This is a genomic window from Streptomyces sp. NPDC048197 (genome assembly GCF_043202395.1).
GTDB lineage: Bacteria > Actinomycetota > Actinomycetes > Streptomycetales > Streptomycetaceae > Streptomyces > Streptomyces siderophoricus.
Window position 1 is genome coordinate 155,736 of record NZ_JBIDAJ010000010.1, and the last position, 20,529, is coordinate 176,264.

16 protein-coding genes, 1 tRNA gene and 1 riboswitch are annotated in these 20,529 nt (G+C 72.3%); of the genes, 12 read left to right on the plus strand and 5 right to left on the minus strand.

Annotated features, from left to right (window positions below; translation table 11 throughout):
• Nucleotides 1–27: 27 nt before the first annotated feature.
• Nucleotides 28–615: a DUF6314 family protein gene (locus tag ACGF4C_RS16405; protein ID WP_393566807.1), complete on the minus strand. Its 588-nt coding sequence runs from the start codon at nt 613–615 to the stop codon at nt 28–30.
• A gap of 231 nt (nt 616–846) precedes the next feature.
• On the opposite strand from ACGF4C_RS16405, the gene ACGF4C_RS16410 reads away from it, so the two are divergent.
• The 3 genes from ACGF4C_RS16410 to ACGF4C_RS16420 are packed head-to-tail and all read left to right on the plus strand — an operon-like array spanning nt 847 to nt 5,518.
• Entirely contained in the window at nt 847–2,316 is a 1,470-nt protein-coding gene (locus tag ACGF4C_RS16410) for an aldehyde dehydrogenase family protein (RefSeq protein WP_393566808.1), read from the plus strand.
• Nucleotides 2,313–3,941 (plus strand): APC family permease, encoded by a 1,629-nt coding sequence (locus ACGF4C_RS16415; RefSeq protein WP_393566809.1) that lies wholly within the window; start codon nt 2,313–2,315, stop codon nt 3,939–3,941. Before ACGF4C_RS16410 ends, ACGF4C_RS16415 begins: the two co-directional genes overlap by 4 nt.
• 14 nt (nt 3,942–3,955) lie before the next feature.
• Nucleotides 3,956–5,518: a GMC family oxidoreductase gene (locus ACGF4C_RS16420; protein WP_393566811.1), complete on the plus strand. Its 1,563-nt coding sequence runs from the start codon at nt 3,956–3,958 to the stop codon at nt 5,516–5,518.
• Between the two features lie 22 nt (nt 5,519–5,540).
• Nucleotides 5,541–5,713: riboswitch (TPP riboswitch) on the minus strand.
• Nucleotides 5,714–5,879: 166 nt separating this feature from the next.
• On the opposite strand, the gene ACGF4C_RS16425 is transcribed toward ACGF4C_RS16420, so the two are convergent.
• Together ACGF4C_RS16425 and ACGF4C_RS16430 are read right to left on the minus strand one after the other, a co-directional pair.
• Nucleotides 5,880–5,967 (minus strand) — tRNA-Leu (locus ACGF4C_RS16425).
• Nucleotides 5,968–6,861: 894 nt separating this feature from the next.
• Nucleotides 6,862–7,203: a chorismate mutase gene (locus tag ACGF4C_RS16430; protein WP_030412914.1), complete on the minus strand. Its 342-nt coding sequence runs from the start codon at nt 7,201–7,203 to the stop codon at nt 6,862–6,864.
• Between the two features lie 278 nt (nt 7,204–7,481).
• On the opposite strand from ACGF4C_RS16430, the gene fdhD reads away from it, so the two are divergent.
• Entirely contained in the window at nt 7,482–8,330 is an 849-nt protein-coding gene (gene fdhD / locus ACGF4C_RS16435; RefSeq protein ID WP_393566814.1) for a formate dehydrogenase accessory sulfurtransferase FdhD, read from the plus strand.
• Between the two features lie 89 nt (nt 8,331–8,419).
• Here the strand turns inward: fdhD and ACGF4C_RS16440 are convergent, their stop codons facing one another.
• Nucleotides 8,420–8,869 (minus strand): MarR family winged helix-turn-helix transcriptional regulator, encoded by a 450-nt coding sequence (locus ACGF4C_RS16440; RefSeq protein ID WP_393566816.1) that lies wholly within the window; start codon nt 8,867–8,869, stop codon nt 8,420–8,422.
• 135 nt (nt 8,870–9,004) lie between these two features.
• Here ACGF4C_RS16440 and ACGF4C_RS16445 point away from each other — a divergent pair, with 135 nt between their 5' ends.
• Both ACGF4C_RS16445 and ACGF4C_RS16450 read left to right on the plus strand, forming a co-directional pair.
• Nucleotides 9,005–9,946, plus strand: coding sequence for a zinc-binding alcohol dehydrogenase family protein (locus tag ACGF4C_RS16445; protein WP_393566817.1), 942 nt, complete (start codon nt 9,005–9,007; stop codon nt 9,944–9,946).
• Between the two features lie 282 nt (nt 9,947–10,228).
• Nucleotides 10,229–12,208 carry an exo-alpha-sialidase gene (locus ACGF4C_RS16450; protein WP_393566819.1) on the plus strand — a complete coding sequence of 660 codons (1,980 nt, stop codon included), beginning with the start codon at nt 10,229–10,231 and terminating at the stop codon, nt 12,206–12,208.
• Here ACGF4C_RS16450 and ACGF4C_RS16455 read toward each other — a convergent pair.
• Complete coding sequence (locus ACGF4C_RS16455; RefSeq protein WP_393566820.1) at nt 12,091–13,272, minus strand: bile acid:sodium symporter family protein; 1,182 nt, start codon at nt 13,270–13,272, stop codon at nt 12,091–12,093. The two genes, ACGF4C_RS16450 and ACGF4C_RS16455, sit on opposite strands and share 118 nt — an antisense overlap.
• Before the next feature lie 131 nt (nt 13,273–13,403).
• Between ACGF4C_RS16455 and ACGF4C_RS16460 the strand changes: the two genes are divergently transcribed.
• The 6 genes from ACGF4C_RS16460 to ACGF4C_RS16485 all read left to right on the plus strand — a co-directional run bounded on the left by ACGF4C_RS16460 (nt 13,404) and on the right by ACGF4C_RS16485 (nt 20,502).
• Entirely contained in the window at nt 13,404–14,267 is an 864-nt protein-coding gene (locus tag ACGF4C_RS16460; protein ID WP_393566822.1) for a LysR family transcriptional regulator, read from the plus strand.
• Nucleotides 14,268–14,529: 262 nt separating this feature from the next.
• Nucleotides 14,530–16,356 (plus strand): AMP-dependent synthetase/ligase, encoded by a 1,827-nt coding sequence (locus ACGF4C_RS16465; protein WP_393566823.1) that lies wholly within the window; start codon nt 14,530–14,532, stop codon nt 16,354–16,356.
• A gap of 132 nt (nt 16,357–16,488) precedes the next feature.
• Complete coding sequence (locus ACGF4C_RS16470; RefSeq protein ID WP_393566825.1) at nt 16,489–17,496, plus strand: hypothetical protein; 1,008 nt, start codon at nt 16,489–16,491, stop codon at nt 17,494–17,496.
• Nucleotides 17,497–17,510: 14 nt separating this feature from the next.
• Nucleotides 17,511–18,344, plus strand: coding sequence for an aldo/keto reductase (locus tag ACGF4C_RS16475; RefSeq protein ID WP_393566827.1), 834 nt, complete (start codon nt 17,511–17,513; stop codon nt 18,342–18,344).
• Between the two features lie 179 nt (nt 18,345–18,523).
• Nucleotides 18,524–19,315 (plus strand): VOC family protein, encoded by a 792-nt coding sequence (locus ACGF4C_RS16480; RefSeq protein ID WP_393566829.1) that lies wholly within the window; start codon nt 18,524–18,526, stop codon nt 19,313–19,315.
• A 113-nt stretch (nt 19,316–19,428) separates the two neighbouring features.
• Nucleotides 19,429–20,502 carry a DUF1266 domain-containing protein gene (locus tag ACGF4C_RS16485; protein ID WP_393566831.1) on the plus strand — a complete coding sequence of 358 codons (1,074 nt, stop codon included), beginning with the start codon at nt 19,429–19,431 and terminating at the stop codon, nt 20,500–20,502.
• Nucleotides 20,503–20,529: the final 27 nt, after the last annotated feature.

Sequence of the window (20,529 nt, forward strand, 5' to 3'; positions counted from 1 at the left end):
GCGGCGGATAGCCCCGGACCGCCGCGCTCAGCCAGCCGTCCGCCGGTACCGCGTGCGCAGCAGCTGCCGCTTGGCCGGGCCGGTGACCCGCCACTCCAGGTGCCACTCGTCCGCCGAGCGGACCGTGAAGGTGCCCTCGTAGCGGTCCTCGGAGCAGGGGTGGACGGCGGTCCACTGTCCGGTGGTGAGGTCGAGGTCGTGGAAGGGGCGGCCGTCGGCGAAGTCGATCTCGGCGCTGCCGTCGGCGCGGGGCCGCAGGCGGAGCGTCCGGCTCGCCGGGTAGGCCGTGCCGTCCCAGGTCAGCTCCCCCTCCTCCACGTGCAGCAGCGCGCCGCCGGCCGGGTCGGGCCGGAAGTCGGCGGTGCCGTGGAAGCGGCCTTCGGTGCCGGTCCGCAGGTCCTGCACGGTGCGCTCGATGCTCCAGCGTCCCGCCAGGTACCCGGCGACGTCGGGGACCGGTGTGAACGGCCCCTCGTGCGGGCCCGCCTCGTGCGGCTCCACTTCGTGCGGGTCCGCCTCGTGCGGGCCCTCCGCGTGCGGGCCCTCCGCATGCGGATGCTCCTCGTACGGGTCCGGAGCCTGCCGTTCCTCGTGTGCTGGCTGCGCGCTGGACATGGCCCCATTCTCCCGTCCGGCCGCGCCGTCACCCCATCGGCCCCGCCCGGGTCCCGGCCGCTCCCCGCCGGCCCTTCGCACCGTGCGGACCCGCGGTGGCGGTCTTACGCTCGGTGCAGTGATCGTCACGGAGGTGCGCACGGCTGCCGGACGGTGGCCGGGCGCCCCCGGACCGTCCGCCGTGCCCCGCGCTGCCGCCCCGTAAGCGCCCGGAGAACGAAAGGCACCACCATGCCGGAGCTGTTCATCGGCGGTCAGTGGACCGCAGCGGCCGACGGGCAGGTGCGGGAGATCCGCTGTCCGGCGGACGGCACGCTGGTCGCGACCGTCGACGAGGGCGGGCCGAAGGACGTCGCGGCGGCGATCACCGCGGCCCGCACCGCCTTCGACGACGGCCCCTGGCCGCGCACACCGGCGGCCGAGCGCGGCCGGCTGGTGCTCCGGGTCGCCGAGCTGCTGGGGCGCGACAAGGACGCGCTGGCCCGGGCGGAATCGCTGGACACCGGCAAGCGGCTGGTGGAGAGCGAGTACGACATGGACGACATCGCCAACTGCTTCCGCTACTTCGGCAACCTCGCCGCGGCCGGCGGCACCGACCGGGTGGTGGACACCGGCATCGCGGAGACCGACAGCACGGTGCGGCACGAGCCGGTCGGGGTGTGCGCCCTGATCACCCCGTGGAACTATCCGCTGCTGCAGACCGCGTGGAAGGTCGCGCCCGCACTGGCCGCCGGCAACACCTTCGTGCTGAAGCCCAGCGAGCTCACCCCGCACACCGCCGTCCACCTGATGCGGCTGCTGGACGAGGCCGGGCTGCCGGCCGGTGCCGGCAACCTGGTGCTGGGCACCGGACCGGTGGTGGGCGCGCCGCTGACCGAGGACCCCCGGGTGGACATGGTGTCGTTCACCGGCGGGCTGCTCACCGGGCGGCGGATCATGGCCGCGGCGGCGCCCACGGTGAAGAAGATCGCCCTGGAGCTGGGCGGGAAGAACCCGAACATCGTCTTCGCGGACGCCGACTTCGACACCGCGGTCGACTACGCCCTGACCGCGGTCTTCCTGCACTCGGGACAGGTCTGCTCGGCGGGCGCCCGGCTGCTGGTACAGGAGGGGCTGCACGACGCGTTCGTGGACGAACTGGTCTCGCGCGCCCAGCGGATCCGGCTGGGCGGGCCGTTCGACGAGCACGCCCGCACCGGCCCGCTGATCTCCGCCGAACACCGTGCCAAGGTCGAGGCCTATGTGGCGGCCGGGCTCGACGAGGGCGCGGTGCTGCTCTGCGGCGGCTCGGCGCCGGACGACCCGTCGCTGGCGAACGGCTACTACTACCTCCCGACGGTGCTGGACGAATGCACGCCGGACATGTCGGTGATCCGCGACGAGTCGTTCGGCCCGGTGCTGACCGTCGAGCGGTTCCGCGACGAGGACGAGGCGGTCTCGCTCGCCAACGACACGGTCTACGGCCTGGCCGGGGCGGTGTGGACGCAGGACGGCGAGCGTGCGCACCGGGTCGCCGCGCGGCTGCGGGCCGGGACGATCTGGATCAACGACTTCCACCCGTACGTACCGCAGGCGGAGTGGGGCGGGATGAAGCAGTCCGGTGTGGGCCGGGAGCTGGGGCCGGCAGGGCTGGCCGAGTACCAGGAGGCCAAGCACGTGTGGCGCAATACCGCGCCACGGCCGCAGAGGTGGTTCGAATGAGCACGCCGGGCCCGCCCCGCCCGGAACCCGGGAACGGCCGAGCCCACGGGAACGGCCCGGCACCCGGGAACGAGCACGCGCACGACGACGCCTCGCTCGCTGAACTCGGCTACAAGCCGGAACTCAAGCGCACGCTGGGCAACTTCCACACCTTCGCCGCCGGGATCAGCTACATCTCCATCCTGACCGGCACCTTCCAGCTGTTCTACTTCGGTGTCGCGCACGGCGGCCCGGCCTACTGGTGGTCCTGGCCGATGGTGTTCGCCGGCCAGCTGATGGTGGCCCTGTGCTTCTGCGAGCTGGCCGCCCGGTATCCGGTGGCCGGTTCGATCTACAACTGGTCCAAAAAGCTGGGCGGTCCGCACATCGGCTGGCTCGGCGGCTGGCTGATGCTGACCGCCTCGATGGTGTCGCTGTCCGCGGTGGCGCTGGCCTATCAGGTGACGCTGCCGCAGATCTCCTCCTGGTTCCAGTTCATCGGCGACGGCACCGGGAAGTCCGCGGCCGCCAACGCCGTCCTGCTCGGCACCGTCCTGGTCGCCTTCACCACCCTGGTCAACGCCTTCGGCGTGAAGCTGATGGCCCGGATCAACTCCGCGGGCGTGGCCATCGAGCTGATCGCCGCGATCGTCCTGGTGCTGCTGCTCGCCGCGCACATCACCCGCGGTCCGAGCGCCATCACCGACACCTTCGGGCTGGGCAGCGGCGAGACCCTCGGCTACTTCGGCGCGTTCCTCACCGCGTCCCTGGCCTCGGCGTACGTCATGTACGGCTTCGACACCGCCTCCTCGCTCGGCGAGGAGTCCAAGGACCCCGGCCGCAACGCCCCGCGCGCGATCCTGCGGGCCCTGATCGCGTCCTTCCTGATCGGCGGGCTGATCCTGCTCTTCGCCCTGCTGTCCGTACCGGACCTGCACGCCAAGGAGCTGTCGGTGGACGGCCTCCAGTACGTCGTGCTGGCCACCCTCGGGTCGACGATCGGGCAGATCGTGCTGTGGTGCGTGGTCATCGCGATCACGGTGTGCGAGCTGGCGGTGCACACCGCGGGCATCCGGCTGGCGTTCGCCATGGCCCGGGACAACAACCTGCCGGCCGCCTCGCTGCTGGCCAAGGTCAGCCCGCGGTTCCAGACCCCGGTGCTGCCCGCGATCATCATCGGGCTGGTGGCGGTCGGCATCCTGTTCCTCAACGTCAACCAGCCGCAGATCTTCTCGGTGATCACCAGCATCGCGATCATCATGATCTACCTGGCGTACCTGGCGGTGACGCTGCCGATGCTGGTGCAGCGGCTGCGCGGCAACTGGACGCCCCTCAAGGGCAAGTTCTCGCTGGGAAGGTTCGGGCTGCCGGTCAACGTCCTCGCGGTGCTGTGGGGCGCGGGCATGTCCCTCAACCTCGCCTGGCCGCGCGCCGCGGTCTACAACGCGACCGGCCCGCAGCACTGGTACCTGCGCTGGGGCGCGTTCCTCTTCATCGGCGTCGTCGGGCTCGGCGGCTTCGCCTACTACTGGTTCGTCCAGCGCAAGAAGACCGGTGTGCTGGCCATGCACGCCGCCGTGCTCCCCGACGACACCCAGCCGGGCGGCCAGGGCGGCCCGGGCACCCCCTCCTCCCCCTCCCCCTGACTGGAGACGGCCCGATGTCCCAAGAGATCCCTGCGGACGAGTTCGACTACGTCGTGGTCGGTGGCGGCACGGCCGGCGCGGTCGTGGCGGCCCGGCTCAGCGAGGACCCCGCGGTCACCGTCTGCCTGCTGGAGGCCGGCCCGAGCGACGTCGACGACGACAACATCCTGCGGCTGGACCGCTGGATGGGCCTGCTGGAGTCCGGTTACGACTGGGACTATCCGGTCGAGCCGCAGGAGAACGGCAACAGCTTCATGCGGCACGCCCGCGCCAAGGTGCTGGGCGGCTGCTCCTCGCACAATTCCTGCATCGCCTTCTGGGCGCCCGCCGAGGACCTCGACGAGTGGGCCGTGCTGGGCTGCTCGGGCTGGCACTCCCGGGACACCTTCCCGCTCTTCACCCGCCTGGAGAGCAATGACGCCCCCGGTGACCACCACGGCCGCACCGGCCCGGTCACCCTGCGCACCGTCCCGCCGCACGACCCCTGCGGGGTGGCCCTGCTGGAGGCGTGCGCGGCGTCCGGCATCCCCACCACCCCGTTCAACACCGGCCGGACCGTCGTCCGCGGCGCCAACTGGTTCCAGATCAACTGCCGCCCCGACGGCACCCGTTCCTCGTCCTCGGTGTCCTACCTCCACCCCGTCATGGGCACCCGCCGCAATCTCGACGTCCGCACCGGGCTCCAGGCCAAGCGCCTGACCTTCGCCCCGGACCGGCGCTGCACCGGCGTGGACTACCTGGCCCCCGACCTGATCCGCACCCACGGCGTACGCGCCCGCCGCGAGGTCATCGTCTCCTGCGGCGCCATCGACACCCCGAAGCTGCTGATGCTCTCCGGCATCGGCCCGGCCGACCACCTCCGCGACGTCGGCGTGGACGTCCTGCTCGACTCCCCCGGTGTCGGCGCGAACCTCCAGGACCACCCGGAGGGCGTGATCATGTGGGAGGCCAAGCAGCCGATGGTCACCTCGTCGACGCAGTGGTGGGAGATCGGCATCTTCGTCGACACCGAGCCGGGCCTGGACCGCCCGGACCTGATGTTCCACTACGGCTCCGTGCCGTTCGACCTGAACACCTACCGCCGCGGCTACCCCACCTCGGAGAACGCCTTCTGCCTCACCCCGAACGTCACCCGCGCCCGCTCCCTGGGCACCGTGCGCCTGCGCACCCGGGACTTCCGCGACAAGCCGAGGGTCGATCCGCGCTACTTCACCCACGAGCACGACGTCCGGGTGATGCTCCACGGCCTGCGGCTGGCCCGCGAGATCGTCGCCCAGGCCCCGATGGCCGACTGGGCCGGCCCGGAACTCGCACCGGGCCCCTCCGCCCGGTCCGACGAGGAACTGCTGGACTACGTCCGCGCCACCCACAACACCGTCTACCACCCCGCCTGCACGGTCCACATGGGCGCCCCCGACGACCCGGCCGCCCCGCTCGACCCGGAACTGCGCGTCAAGGGCGTCAGCGGTCTACGGGTGGCCGACGGCTCGGCCATGCCGTTCCTGCCGGCCGTGAACCCGTGCATCACCACGATGATGATCGGCGAGAAATGCGCCGACCTGATCCGCGCCACATGACCGACCCCCGCGCGCACATCAAAGACCTACGAGGTGGGCTCCCTTCGCCGGCATTGTCCGGATCAGGTGCTTGGGGGTCGCCGTCCGGTCCGCATGACCTTTCAGCCTCTCAGCCCGACCTTCACTCACGTCCTCGGCGAGAACCGAAGTCCCCGTTGCGAGGTCCGCTCCAATCGGACTCCCTCGCTCGCCCCGTAGGCCGGTCTTCAGGATACTCCCGACCAAAGGGGATGGAATAGGCCTGAAGCAGCTTTTTCAGATAATTTCCGACATCCCCCACAACCGCCCTCCGACACACCCCCCACACCCCCAGACATGCAGAAAACCCCTGGTCAACCAGGGGTTCCCAGGGGTTCTCATGTGGTGTCCGAGGGGGGACTTGAACCCCCACGCCCGATAAAGGGCACTAGCACCTCAAGCTAGCGCGTCTGCCATTCCGCCACCCGGACTAGGTGTGATCTTCGCGGGGCGTTTCCCGCGGCGACGTGGACAACCATATCAAGGTTTCAGAGTGCCTTGCGCTGCGCTGGGCCTTCCCCCCACGTACCCGGCTTTCCCGCCGCGGGGCTCGCTCGCCGTTGCCGCATTGCGGCGCCTCCCGCGTAGCTGGCTGTCCCGCGGCGGGGCTCGCTCGCCGCTGCCGCTTTGCGGCGCCGCGTACGTAGCCGTCTGCGGCGCCGCGCGGCTCTCCCACCGTTGCCGCTTCGCGGCGCACCGCACGTACCCGCCGGTCCTGTCGCGGGGCTCGCTCGCCGTTGCACGCCTTGCGGCGCCTCCCGCGTACCTGGCTGCCCCGGCGCGGGGCTCGCTCGCCGTTGCGCCTGGCGGCGGGCGTGGTGTTTTTGGGTGCGGTGCCGGCCCTCCAGACTTCGTCCTCCGGTCCAGCCCCTCCCGTGAGTGGGGGGTGGAAGGCCGGTGGGGGTGGGCGTCGTCGTCCTAGGTGTACCTGGTGTTTGGGGGGAGCGGGAATATGTCCCCCCTACCGTTGAGTTGAGGCATGCAAGGGGCGCGTGCATCCCCTACGGGATCTGTTCGACCGTCCCCTACGGGTCCCAAGGACCCCTTGCAGCCCCAACGCTCGCCCCCACCCACCGCATTCCCATCCCCCAACGGGAGGGGACGGGCCGGAGGGGCCGGTGTTTGGGACGTAAAGCGAAGCAGTCCCAAACACCGGCCCCGCAGGCCCGTCACCGCACCCAACACCCACCCAGCCCGCCGCAGGCGCAACGGCGAACGAGCCCCGCGGCGGGACGGCCAAGTACGTAGGGGGCGCCGCAAAGCGCGCAACGGCGAGCAAGCCCCGCGGCGCCGCAGACAGGTACGTGGGCGGCCGGCCAAGCGCGTCAGCGGTTGTTCTGTTTGGCGATGGCCTTATGGTGGCGGACCACTTCGTCGATGATGAAGTTGAGGAACTTCTCCGCGAACGCCGGGTCCAGCCGGGCGTCCTCGGCCAGGCGGCGGAGGCGCTCGATCTGCGCCGCCTCGCGGGCCGGGTCGGCGGGCGGCAGGCTGTGCCGGGCCTTGAGTTCACCGACCTGCTGGGTGCACTTGAAGCGCTCGGCGAGCAGATGCACCAGCGCGGCGTCGAGGTTGTCGATGCTGCCGCGCAGATAGCGCAGTTGCTCACGGGCCGCCTGGTCGGCGACGGTGGCCGCTTCGCCGGCCGCCGGTGTCCCTTCGCTCATGTGCCTCTCGCCATCCGTGGTCGTTCCGGTGCGTCGCTCGGTACTCCGCTGGTGATCACCTGCACATTACCCGGCTGAGGGGTGGCAGCCGGGTGTGGTCTCGCGGATCGGACCATGTAGGTCGTTGCCGGTCGCAGTCGTTCCCGGTCGCAGTCGCCGCCGGTGTCCGCCGCGGCGGGCGGGCGGCCTCGGATGCGAGGTCGGTCCGTACGTGCAGGACAATGAGGTCGTGAAGCGCTGCGGCCACCAGCACATACCGAACCGGGACTGAGGACGACATGGGACGAGTCACGGAGCGACGCAAGGTCATCCGCATCCGGGACGGGGCGGTCTCCGCCCGTCCGGACACCCTTGTCGCCGAGGAACCACTGGAGATCCGGCTGAACGGGAAGCCGCTGGCGATCACCATGCGCACCCCGGGCGACGACTTCGCCCTGGCGGCCGGGTTCCTGGTCAGCGAGGGGGTGCTGGGCGGCGCCGGCGATCTGCAGAACATCGTGTACTGCGCGGGTGCGACGGCGGACGGGGCGAACACGTACAACGTGGTGGACGTGCAGACCGCGCCGGGCGTGACGGTCCCCGACATCACCCTTGAGCGGAACGTCTACACGACCTCGTCCTGCGGACTGTGCGGCAAGGCGAGCCTCGACGCGGTGCGTACGACGGCTCGCTGGACGATCGATGACGCCCCACCGCTGCGGCTGGAGCCGGAGCTGCTGGCCGGACTGCCCGACCGGCTGCGGGCGGCCCAGCGGGTCTTCGACCGGACCGGGGGGCTCCATGCGGCGGCCCTGTTCACCGAGGACGGCGAACTGCTCGACATACGGGAGGACGTGGGGCGGCACAACGCCGTCGACAAGCTGATCGGCCGCGCCCTGCAGAACGGGCAACTGCCGCTCTCCCGGAGCGTTCTGCTGGTTTCCGGCCGGGCGTCGTTCGAGCTGGCGCAGAAGGCCGTGATGGCGGGGATTCCGGCCCTGGCTGCGGTCTCGGCCCCGTCGTCGCTGGCCGTGGACCTGGCGGCGGAGACGGGTCTGACCCTGGTGGGCTTTCTGCGCGGTGCGTCGATGAACGTGTACGCGGGTGAGCACCGCCTCGCCCTGCCCGCGACGGCCGCGACGAGCTGAGGCCGGGCGGCGGGCCGGGACCCGGTGGCGGGCTGAGGTCCGGGCGAGGGGCGGGGGTCGGTGCGTGAGCCGGCGGCCGTCCGGGCCGGTCACTGGTCCGGCAGGGCGATCTTGCCGAGCAGGGTGATCAGCTGGGCGCGTTCGTCGGGGGTCAGGGCAGCGGTGAGTTCCGCGTTGGCCTGGTCGCCGAGCTGCTGGGTGCGGCGGAGCCGCTGTTTGCCGGCGGGGGAGATCTCGACGGCGTTCTTGCGGCGGTCCCTGGGGTCGGGGGTGCGGGTGACCAGTCCGTCTTTCTGCAGGTCGTTGACGAGCGCGACCATGTCCTTGGGGTCGATGCCGAGGGTCCGGCCGAGCTCTGCCTGGGAGACCGGACCGAGCTCGTCGACCGCCGACAGGACGGCGTGGTGCATCATCCGCATGCCCTCGGTGGCGAGGGCGTCGGCGACCAGTCGGTGGCCGCGGGCCGCGGCGCGGCCCAGCAGCCAGCTGGGGAGGGCGCGGATACGGCTGGGGGCGTAGGGGGTGTCGTCGTCGGACATGGGACCACCGTAGCGAATTCCATGGGGAGGACCAACGAAAAACCATTGCAGGCCCAATGGTTTGTGGTTATCGTTGGGGCACCCAATGAAACCGGCCGGCGCCCGTCGGCCGACTCTTCCTGGAGGTGCCGGCCCATGCGCCGAGTCCGATTCCATTCCTACGGCGGTCCCGAGGTCCTGCGCGTCGAGGAGGCCGAGGCGCCGGTGCCCGGTCCCGGTGAACTCCTGGTCCGCACCGAGGCGATCGGCGTCACCCTGCCGTGCGTACGGCGGGTCCGCGGCGACGGCAAGGGCGGCGGCGATCCGCTCCCTTCGATGCCCGGCGGGGAGATCGCCGGCGAGGTCGTCGCGCTCGGCCCGGACGTCACCGGCTTCGCCGTCGGCGACCGCGTCACCTCGCTCACGCTCACCGGCTCGTACACCGAACTCGCTCTGGCGCCCGCTTTCCTGGCGAGCCGGATACCGGACGGGGCGAGCGCGGTGGACGCGGTGGCGCTGGTGCGCAGCGGCCATGTCGCGCTCGCCGCGCTCAGCACCGCGGACCCGCGGGGCGCCGAGTCGGTGCTGATCACCGGCGCGGCCAGCGGCACCGGGCACCTCGCCGTCCAACTGGCCAAGTTGCAGGGCGTGCCACGGGTGGTGGCCGCCGTCGGTTCGGCCGCCAAGGCGGAGTTCCTGTACGACCTGGGCGCCGACGAGGTGGTGACGTACGACCAGGAGTCCTGGGGCGAGCCGGTCGACGTGGTGCTGGACGGGGTGGGCGGCGAGGTGCTGCCGCGGGCACTGGCCGCGGTGGCCGAGGGCGGCCGGCTGGTCTTCTTCAACTCCGGTGGCGGGACCGTCCCGGCGTACGAGTTGCTGGCCGGTTCGAAGACCGTCATCGGGCTGACCATGCGCCGGTTCGCCACCGTCCACCGGGAGCGGTACGAACGCCATCGCGAACAGCTGTGGGAACTGGCCGGTTCCGGGCGACTGCGGGTGGCGGTCCATGCCGAACTCCCGCTGGCGGACGCCGCTAAGGCGCACGAGATCATCGAGGGCCGGGCCAACCTCGGCAAGGTCGTGCTGCGGCCGTGAGCACCGTCGAGCGGCGAGCGGCGAGCGGCGAGCGGCGAGCGGCGAGCGGCGACCTCGCAGGGCCGGGAGGGCGGGAGATCTACGGCCCCGTGGGGCGGGAATGTACGGCCCGGGAGGGCGGGGCGGGTGCGGCCGGGTGGGTGAATTCCTGTTGGGGCGTGGAGAACCGTCGCACCTCCTTGTCGCGGTCCGCACGCGGCAGTAGCTTCCGTCAGGGATGCACATAGGACGTGGGATGTCCTGATGACCCGACCGCCGATCCCTCGAAGGGCAGGCCGGACCATGACGTCAGTTCTCCGCGCACACCCCAGCCCCCGCCGCAGATCCAGGCGCCGCCGCGCCGCCCTCCTGCTCTCCGCGCTGACCGTCGCAGCCCTCACCCTCCTGCCGAACTCCCCCGCCCAGGCGGCACCCGACGCGGCGCCGGACGTGCCCGGCGCCGCCGCAGTCGTACCGCCGGCCGGCGGCTTCGAGCAGCAGGTCCTCTTCAAGGCCGCCCAGGAACAGGGCTACTTCTGCTTCCGGATACCGGCCGTGGTCAGGTCCACCCACGGCACCCTGCTCGCTTTCGCCGAGGGCCGGCGGCACGACTGCGGCGACTCCGGCGACATCGACCTGGTCCTCAAACGCTCCACCGACGGCGGCCGCACCTGGGGTCCGCTGCAGGTCGTCAATCGCGGCGGCGGCGACACCCACGGCAACCCGGCGCCCGTCGTGGACCGCCGTACCGGCCGCATCGTGCTCGCCGAGACGTACAACAAGGGCCGGACGGACGGCCTCAGCTGCGATGTGCCCTGTGACCGCACCCCGCACCTCCAGTACAGCGACGACGACGGCGCCACCTGGTCCGCGCCCCGTGATCTGACGTCCGACATCCGGCCCGCGCGGTGGAATTCCTGGTACGCCACCGGCCCGGTGCACGGCATCCAGCTCACCCGCGGGCGGCACGCGGGCCGGCTGGTCTTCGGCATCAACGCCGAGAGCTACGCGGGCAATCGGGTCACCGCCAACCACGCCGCCCTGGTCCACAGCGACGACGGCGGGGACACCTGGAAGGTCGGGGCGCTCGACACCTGGCCGATCGCCGTGGACGGAACCTTTCGGCAGAAGCCCTCGGAGATGACGCTGCTGGAACGTTCCGACGGTGCGATCTACGTCAACGGCCGCGAACAGGACGGCACCGACCTGGGACATCGGACGTGGGCGGTCAGCCGCGACGGCGGTGGCTCCTTCAGCGCCCCGTTCCGCGCCCTCCCCGACCTCTATACGCCGATGGTGCAGGCCTCCGCGCTGCGCCTGCCGCACTCGTCCGCCGCCGCCGGCGGCCGCAGCCGCACCCTCTTCGCCGCGCCCGCCGACCCCGACCGCCGCCGGACCATGACCATCCGCTCGTCCTGGGACGAGGGCCGCACCTGGGAGGGCGTCGACCGGGGCGCCCGGGTCACCACCGACTGGTCCGGCTACTCGGACCTGGTCGCCGTCTCCCCCGACGTCACCGGCCTGATGTACGAGGGCGGCCGGGTCGACGCCCGGGACGAGATCCGCTTCGTCCGCTTCACCGAGGAGTGGCTCGGCCCGCGCCGCGGCCCCGACCCCACGACCCGCGACACCGCCCCCGGCGCCCGGCCCGCGCTCGTCCTCGGCGGTCCGCGCCGTACCGACGGCCGGTTCGGCGGGGCGCTCGACTTCGACGGCAAGGACGACGCCGTACGCCTCCCGTTCCGCACCTCCCTCCCGCTGGGCACCCACGACTTCACCTGCAGCCTGTGGTTCCGTTACGAGGCCGGGACCGGGGAGCAGCCGCTGCTGTGGATGGGCGGTGTCGGCACCAGGGCGCCCCAGGTCGCGCTGGAGGGCGATCCGGTGCACGGCAGGATCGTCGCCCGGCTCACCGCGGTCGACGGCGCCGAGCCGGCCGCCACCGCCCAGGCCGCCACCAACGGCGCCTACAACGACGGCGACTGGCACCATCTGGCGCTGCGCCGCACCGGGGGCCGGCTGCTGATCACCGTCGACGGCACCGAGACCACCGTCGTGCCCGACGTTCCGGGGTCGGTCAGCCGCGGGTCGGTCTTCGGCGTGCACCTCGGCCAGCGGCCGGACGCCCGTGCGCAGTTCACCGGCGCGCTGGACGAGGTGCGGGTCTACCGCCGGGCACTGACCGACGCGGAGCTGTCCGGCGTCCGTGAGGACGACGCCTCGGTGAGCGCGCCGCTGGTGCTGGGGCTGTCGTTGGACCGGGTCGGCGGGCCGGGCAGGTAACTCCCACCGCCGGCCGCCGCGGCGGGGTCGTCGTCCTCCCGCCGCGGCTCCGGTCCCGCCGCCGCGGCTGCGTCTGCGTCTGCGTCTGCGTCTGCGTCTGCGGCCCAGCGCCGGGCCAGCACGGCACACACCATCAGCTGCATCTGGTGGAAGAGCATCAGCGGCAGCACCGCCAGGCCGGCCTGGGCGCCGAACAGCACACTGGCCATCGGCAGCCCGGCCGCCAGGCTCTTCTTGGACCCGGCGAAGGTGATCGCGATGCGGTCCGCGCGGCCGAAGCCGAGCCGCCGCGACCCGTACGACGTCCCGGTCAGCATCACGGCGAGCAGCACGGCCTCCACGCCCAGCAGGCACAGCAGCCGCAGCGGCGAGACCTGGTGCCAGATGCCCTGGACCATCCCGGTGCTGAAGGCGCTGTAGACGACGAGCAGTATCGAGCCGCGGTCCACGTGGCCGAGGGCCTTCTTGTGGCGGGTGAGGAACGGCCCGATCCAGCGGCGCAGGAATTGCCCGGCCAGGAACGGGAGCAGCAGCTGGCAGACGATCGTGACCAGCGAGCCGGCCGAGAACCCGCCGCCGCTGCCGTGCAGCACCAGCCCGGCGAGCAGCGGGGTGACGACGATGCCGACGAGGCTGGAGAAGGAGCCGGCGCAGATCGCGGCCGCGACGTTGCCGCGGGCGAGGGAGGTGAAGGCGATCGACGACTGGACCGTCGAGGGGACCAGGCACAGGAACAGCAGCCCGGTGTGGAGGGCGGGCGGCAGGACGTACGGGACGAGCCCGCGGGCGGCCAGGCCGAGCACCGGGAAGACGGCGAAGGTGCAGGCCAGGACGGTCAGGTGGAGCCGCCAGTGGCGCAGGCCGGCCATCGCCTCGCGGGTGGAGAGCCGGGCGCCGTAGAGGAAGAAGAGCAGCGCGACGGCTGTCGTGGAGGTGCCCCCGGCGGCCGTCGCGGCCGGTCCGCGGGCGGGCAGCAGTGCGGCCAGGGCGACGGTGCCGACCAGCGCCAGGATGTAGCCGTCCACGGGGAGCCAGGAGGGCGGCTTGGGCAAGGGGTGGCGCATGGTCTCTCTTCGGTGGTCCGGCGGACAGCGGGTGGTGCGCTGCCCAGGGTGCCGGGCCGGGCGGCGATCGGGAAGCCCTCTTACCGTGGTCACTGTCATCATGGATCGCGATGGCCGCCCCCGGAGGTGTCATGTTCGAGCCCGTGCAGCTGCGCACGTTCCTTGCCGTGGCGCAGACGCTCAGCTTCACGCAGGCCGCGCAGCGGCTCGGGCTGCGGCAGTCCACCGCGAGCCAGCATGTGCGGAAGCTGGAGGAGGCGGCCGGGCGGCGGTTGTTCGTCCGGGACACCCATGGCGTGGAGCTGACCGAGGACGGCGAGGCGATGCTCGGTTTCGCGCGCACGATCCTGGAGGCGAACGAGCGGGCCGCGAGCTTCTTCGCGGGGACCCGGCTGCGCGGCCGGCTGCGGTTCGGGGCGTCGGAGGACTTCGTGCTGACCAGGCTGCCGGAGGTGCTCGAAGGGTTCCGGCGGGACCACCCCGAGGTCGATCTGGAGCTGACCGTGGAGCTGTCGGGCACGTTGCACGAGCTGCTGGCGGCCGGGCGGCTGGATCTGGTGCTCGCCAAACGGCGTCCGGAGGAGAGCCGCGGCCGGCTGGTGTGGCGCGACCGGCTGGTGTGGGTGGGCGCCGAGCGGCTGCGGCTGGAGCCGCAGCGGCCGGTTCCGCTGGTGGTCTTCCCGCCGCCCGCGGTCACCCGGGCCCGGGCGCTGGAGGCGCTGGAGCGGCAGGGCCGGGAGTGGCGGATCGCCTGCACCAGCGGAAGCCTCAACGGACTGATCGCCGCAACCCGGGCAGGTCTGGGCGTTATGGCACATACCAAGGGCATGATCCCGCCAGGTCTGGTGCAGATTCAGCCACGGTCGGGTCTGCCGGAACTGGGCGGCGTGGATTTCGCTCTTCTCCATGGGCGGCGCGATCGCGCGGCCCGGGGCCCGGCGGAGGCACTGGCCGAAGCGATCCTGGCCGGCGGCGACCGGCTGCAGCTTCCGTAGCGGGCGTGACCACGGATGTTCCGCGACCAGAGCGTGTGATCCGGGGTCAGGTGCAGAGATTTGGTGCAGATATGGTCCCGGCGTCGTGATCGTCCGGCGTTGAACAGCACGGATCGTGTCCCTGCTTCTCCGAAGTCATCCGTTTTCTCCTCTTGGCGCGTTCCCGCGGGGACGATTTCGCGCCGTGGCAGGCACCTGCCGGATGACGCCCCCGTGGGGTACGGTCGCGGCCTTGTGAGCAACACCACGAGGAGCTAGGTCATTGCGCGAGTTCACCGTCCCCCCTCTGGCGACCGCGCCCCGGGTCGGCGGGCTGGCGGATGCCGTGTACGACAACGCCGAGGCCGATCCCGGACGCGTCGCGCTGGCCCGCAAGGACGACGCGGGGAACTGGCAGGACGTCACCGCCGCCCAGTTCCGGGACGAGGTGATCGCGCTGGCCAAGGGCCTGCTCGCGCAGGGCGTCCGGTTCGGCGACCGGGTCGGCATCATGTCCCGTACGCGCTATGAGTGGACCCTGTTCGACTTCGCGCTGTGGTCGATCGGTGTCCAGTCCGTCCCGCTGTATCCGACGTCCTCGGCCGAGCAGGTCTTCTGGATGCTGCACAACGCGGGCGTCTCGGCGTGCCTGGTGGAGCACGAGGACCACGCGATGACCGTCGGCTCGGTCATCGACCGGCTTCCGCAGCTGCGCAAGCTGTGGCAGCTGGACGCCGACCCGGTGGCGGAGCTGACCGCGGCCGGTGCGCACATCGACGACGACGTGGTGCACCGCCACCGGATGGCGGTCACCCCGGACGCCACCGCGACGCTCATCTACACCTCGGGCACCACCGGCCGGCCCAAGGGCTGTGTGATCACCCACGCCAACTTCATGGCCGAGGCCGACAACATCGTCATGCGGTACGAGACGGTCTTCACCTCGAAGCCGAACGACGAGGCGGCGACCCTGCTGTTCCTGCCGCTGGCGCACGTCTTCGGGCGGATGGTGCAGGTCGCCGCGGTCCGCGGCCGGGTCAAGCTGGGCCACCAGCCCGAGCTGGCGGCCCGGGCGCTCCTGCCCGACCTGCAGACCTTCCGGCCGACGTTCATCCTGGCGGTGCCGTACATCTTCGAGAAGGTCTTCGCCGCGGCCCGGCGGAAGGCCGAGGCGGAGGGCAAGGTCGGCCCGTTCGACAAGGCCGTGGAGATCGCGGTCCGTTACGCCGAGGCGCAGGAGAACAAGGCGTTCGGCACCGGCTCGGGTCCCAGCGCCTCCCTGCGGATGCAGCACCAGCTCTTCGACAAGCTGGTCTACAGCAAGGTCCGTACGGCGATGGGCGGCCGGGTGCGGCACGCGATGTCCGGCGGTTCGGCGATGGGGCGCCGGCTGGGGCTGTTCTTCGCCGGCGCGGGCGTGCGGATCTTCGAGGGCTACGGCCTGACCGAGAGCACCGCGGCAGCCACCGCCAACCCGCCCGAGCGGACCCGCTTCGGCACCGTCGGCACCCCCGTCCCCGGCACGACCGTGCACATCGCGGAGGACGGCGAGATCTGGCTGTACGGCGGGCAGATCTTCCACGGCTACCACAACGACCCCAAGGCGACCGACGCGGTGCTGCACGACGGCTGGTTCGCCACCGGTGACCTGGGCGCGCTCGACGAGGACGGCTATCTGACGATCACCGGCCGGAAGAAGGAGGTGCTGGTCACCTCCGGTGGCAAGACGGTCTCACCGGTGTCCCTGGAGGAGCGGGTGCGGGCGCATCCGCTGGTCGCCCAGTGCATCGTGGTCGGCAACGACCGGCCGTTCATCGCCGCGCTGGTCACCCTCGACCCGGAGGCCGTCGCGCACTGGCTGACCATGCGCGGCAAGCCGGAGATGCCGCCGACGGACCTGGTGCGCGACCCGGACCTGGAGACCGAGATCCGGCGCGCCGTGGTGGCCGCCAACACGCTGGTCTCGCAGGCCGAGTCGATCCGTACGTTCCGGATACTGGCCCACCAGTTCACCGAGGAGCACGGGCTGCTGACGCCGTCGCTGAAGCTCAAGCGCAAGGCGATCGAGACGGCGTACTCGGTGGAGGTGGACGCGCTGTACAAGGGATGAGACGTACCAAGGGGTGAGGCGTGCCGGGCCGGAGGTACCGGCCCGGGGCGGTGGGCGGCTCCCCCGTGCGGCGGAGCCGGATCGGTCCCGGGCACGACGATCCCGGGCCGGCGGCGCAGCAGACTCCGCTGCATGGACTCTCGCCGTCTCACCGTCCTCGGCCGGATCGCGGTCGTCGCCTGCCTGCCCTATCTGACGCTCAAACTGCTGTGGGTGCTGGGCTTCGACGTCGGTGTGGTCGACACCCACCGCATCGGCCGCGCCGTCTGGTTCGCGGCCAACCTCTTCACCTTCCTGCTCGACGCGGTCGCGGCGGCAGTGGCGCACACCCTGGCCCGCCCGGGCGGCCGGCGTGCCCCCGCCTGGCTGCTGGCCTTCCCGCTGTGGATGGCCTCCGGGCTGCTGGTGCCGCTGGTCACGGGCGTGGTGGGCGGCAGCGTCGCGGGGCTCCTGACGGGCCGGCCCAACCCGATGGCGGCCGGGGACTTCCTCGCGCCCTGGGTCTGCGGGGTGGTCTACGGCGGCTTCCTCGTGGAGGGCGTGACGCTGCTCGGCGCCTTCGCGGTCTACGCGCACCAGCGGTGGGGCGGTCTGCTGCGGCGCCCGGTGGGCGCGCTGCCGGACACCGGCAGCCGGGCTTTGCAGCGGATCTTCCTGGTGCCGGCGGCGGTGCTGCTCGCCGTACTGGGCGGTGTGGACGTGCTGTGGGGCGCGGGCTCGACGCTCGGGGTGCCGGCGGGTGACGCGGGCGGGGGTACGGTGCTGAGCGCCGCGTCGGACTGGTCGCAGGGTCTGCTCTCGCTCGCCGGCGCGGCCGGGCTGCTGCTCCTGGTCCTCCCGCGGCTACGGCCCCGGCTGCCGGTGCGGGTGCCGCTCGCCCTGGCATGGACGGGCAGTGCCTCGGCGTTCGCCTGCGGCGGCTGTCTGTGGCTCGGCCAAGCGGTCGCCGACGGCCTCTCCCCCGGCGCGCCGGCGGTTTCCGGCGGGCTGCCCGGCCTGGTGGGCGCGCTGGAACTGTTCGCCGGGGTGGTGGTGCTCTGGGCGGGCGGCTTCACCCTCGGCGAACTCAGCGCCGGCGTGCGCGGGAATGTGCCGGGGCGGATGATCGTTGAACCGTCCGGAACACGAACGTCGACGTAAGGACCGATCCCCCCGTGAGCAAGGTTCCGTCCATCACGCTCAACAACGGCATCGCCATGCCGCAGCTCGGCTACGGCGTCTGGCAGGTCGAGGACGACCAGGCGTTCACCGCCGTCGGACAGGCCCTGGCCGCCGGCTACCGCAGCATCGACACCGCGGCGGCCTACGGCAACGAAGAGGGCACGGGCAAGGCGCTGGCCGCCTCGGGCATCCCCCGCGAAGAGCTGTTCGTCACGACCAAGCTGTGGAACTCCGGTCATGGCTACGACGCGGCGCTCCGCGCCTTCGACGCCTCGCTGACCAAGCTCGGCCTGGCGTACGTGGACCTCTACCTCATCCACTGGCCGGTCCCCTCCAAGGGCATCTACATCGAGACCTACAAGGCGCTCGAGAAGATCCTCGCCGACGGCCGCGCCAAGGCCATCGGCGTCTCGAACTTCCTCCCCGAGCACCTGCAGCGGCTGCTGGGCGAGACCTCCGTCGTGCCCGCCGTCAATCAGATCGAGCTGCATCCGCACCTCCAGCAGGAGGAGGCCCGCGCCTTCCACGCCCGGCACGGCATCGCGACCGAGGCCTGGTCGCCGCTCGGCCAGGGCCGGGGCCTCCTCGACGACCCGACGATCGGCCGGATCGCCGCCAAGCACGGCAGGACGCCCGCCCAGGTGGTGCTGCGCTGGCACCTCCAGATCGGCAACGTCGTCATCCCGAAGTCCGTCACCCCCTCGCGGATCGTCGAGAACATCGACGTGTTCGGCTTCGTGCTGGACGGTGACGACTTCGCGGCGCTGGCCGGCCTGGAGACCGGCAGCCGACTCGGCCCGGACCCGGCCACGTTCGACATGGCCTGATTCCCCCGCGCACGGCGCCGCCCGGACCGCCGGGTGGCGCCGTGTCATGGGCCCGCGGGCCCGAGTGGCGGGGTCGGCGGACGGCAGGAAGTGTGGAGGGTGGAGCGTGCGGCGTCCCCGGGCGCGCCCGGCGGGCGGTTCGCGCGGCCCGGCCCGCCCCTGCCCCCGAGGAGGCCACGATGCCCGACGTCACCTCTCCCTATCAGCCCGGGACCCCCTGCTGGGTCGACCTCGCGGCCCCCGACCAGCAGGCCGCCATCGATTTCTATGCGAGCGTCTTCGGCTGGACCGGTGAGATCGGGCCCCCCGAGACCGGCGGTTACGCGGTGTGCCAGCTGAAGGGCAGGCCGGTGGCCGGCATCATGGCCGCGCTCGCGATGGACAACCAGCCCCCGCCGCCGACGGTGTGGACCACCTATCTCGCGGCCGACGACGCGGACACCGCCTCGGAGGCGGTCAGCAAGGCCGGCGGCACGATCCTGATGCCGGTCACGGACGTGATGTCGCTCGGCCGGATGTGCATCGCGGCCGACCCGACGGGGGCGGTGTTCGGTGTCTGGCAAGCCGTCGACTTCCCCGGCGCGGGCATCGTCAACGAGCACGGCGCGCTGATCTGGAACGAGCTCAACACCACCGACCGCTCCGCCGCGGCGGCCTTCTACCGGGCCGCGCTGGGCATCGAGAACGTCCCTCTGCAAGGCGCCGACAACTACTACGCGCTCAAGGTGGAGGACCGTGCGGTGGGCGGTATGCAGCCGATGTCCGAGCAGATGGCGCCCGACACGCCCTCGCACTGGCTGCCGTACTTCTCGGTGGCGGACACCGACCGGACGGTGGCGAAGGTGATCGCGGCCGGCGGCGCGGCGCTCCAGCAGCCGTTCGACATGATGGCCGGCCGGATGGCCGTGGTGACGGACCCGCAGGGCGCCACCTTCGCCGTGATCACGCCGAATCCGCTGAACCAGGGCTGACGACCGGAAGCGGACGACCGCGGCCGGGCCGTCGGGCGGCGGCCGCAAGCGGCCTTGCCGGGCCGGCAACCCCGAAGTCCGCGGCGCGCGACGGTCCTCGTAGGGTCGGAGCCGTGGCAACTCCGGGATGGATGCCGCCGACGGATACCGAGCGGCGGCTGTATGAAGCGACGGCACGTGGTGACGGGGACGGACAGGTCGCCGCGATCGCCGGCGAGGACCTGTATCTGGCGGCCCCTCAGCAGGGCCAGGACCCGCTGCCCGTCTACGACGACCCTGCGGTCGGCGGGAAGTGCATCCCCGTCCTGACCCGCGGCATGCTGCCGCCGTGGCAGCCGCAGCAGCTCTTCGACCGGGTGTCGCTGGAGGAGCTGGCGCAGGACTGGCCGAACGACAAGTGGCGGCTGGCGGTCGACCCCGGCACGCCGTGCGCCGCGTACCTGGCCGCCACGCCCGCCCACCGGGCCGGCTGGCTGCGGGTCCGCGCCCAGGTCGGGGTGCGGCCGGGCGGGCTGCTGGTCACGCACTTCGGCGGTCCGCTGCACGGGCCGGTGGCGCAGGGGCTGGCGTGCGGCGCGCCGCTCGCGGTGCATCACAGCGTGCCCTGGAACGAGCTGGGGACGGCGTTCCTCGACCCCGCGACGGACGCCGGCACGCTGCGCGAGCAGTGGTCGGTGACCGACCCGGTGGGCTGGCAGCAGCGCCTGGAGCAGCTGCTGGCGGGCCAATTCACGCCGGCGGACGCCGAGGCGGCGCTGCGCGCCCGGGCGGACCGGCGCACCACGGACGGGGACGCGGCGCCGGCCACCGACGACGCGGCGCCCCACCTGCCCGAGCCGGTGGCCCGGTACGAGGAGCGGTTCCGCGCGGACGGGCTGCTGCCGGCCGGCGGTGCGGTGGTGTCCGTGGTGGCGCTGGACCTCGCCCATGCCGTGGCGCTGGTCCGGTGGGGCCTGGGCGCCCGGCTGTGCGCGCCGCCGCAGGCCGAGCAGGCGGTCCAGCGTGCCGGGGCCCGGGCCGCGGAGGTGTACGGCTCGTGGGAGGAGTTCGCCGCGGGGTACGCACTGGGCCGGGTGCTGGCCTTCGACAACGGCTGGTTCGGTGCCGCGTACGCGGAGACGGTGCATCTGCACCGGGTGCTCACCCAGGATCCGTCCTCGCCGTGGCGGGGCCTGCCGTTCGCCTGATCCTGCCGCGGCCCGGTGTAGAGAGGG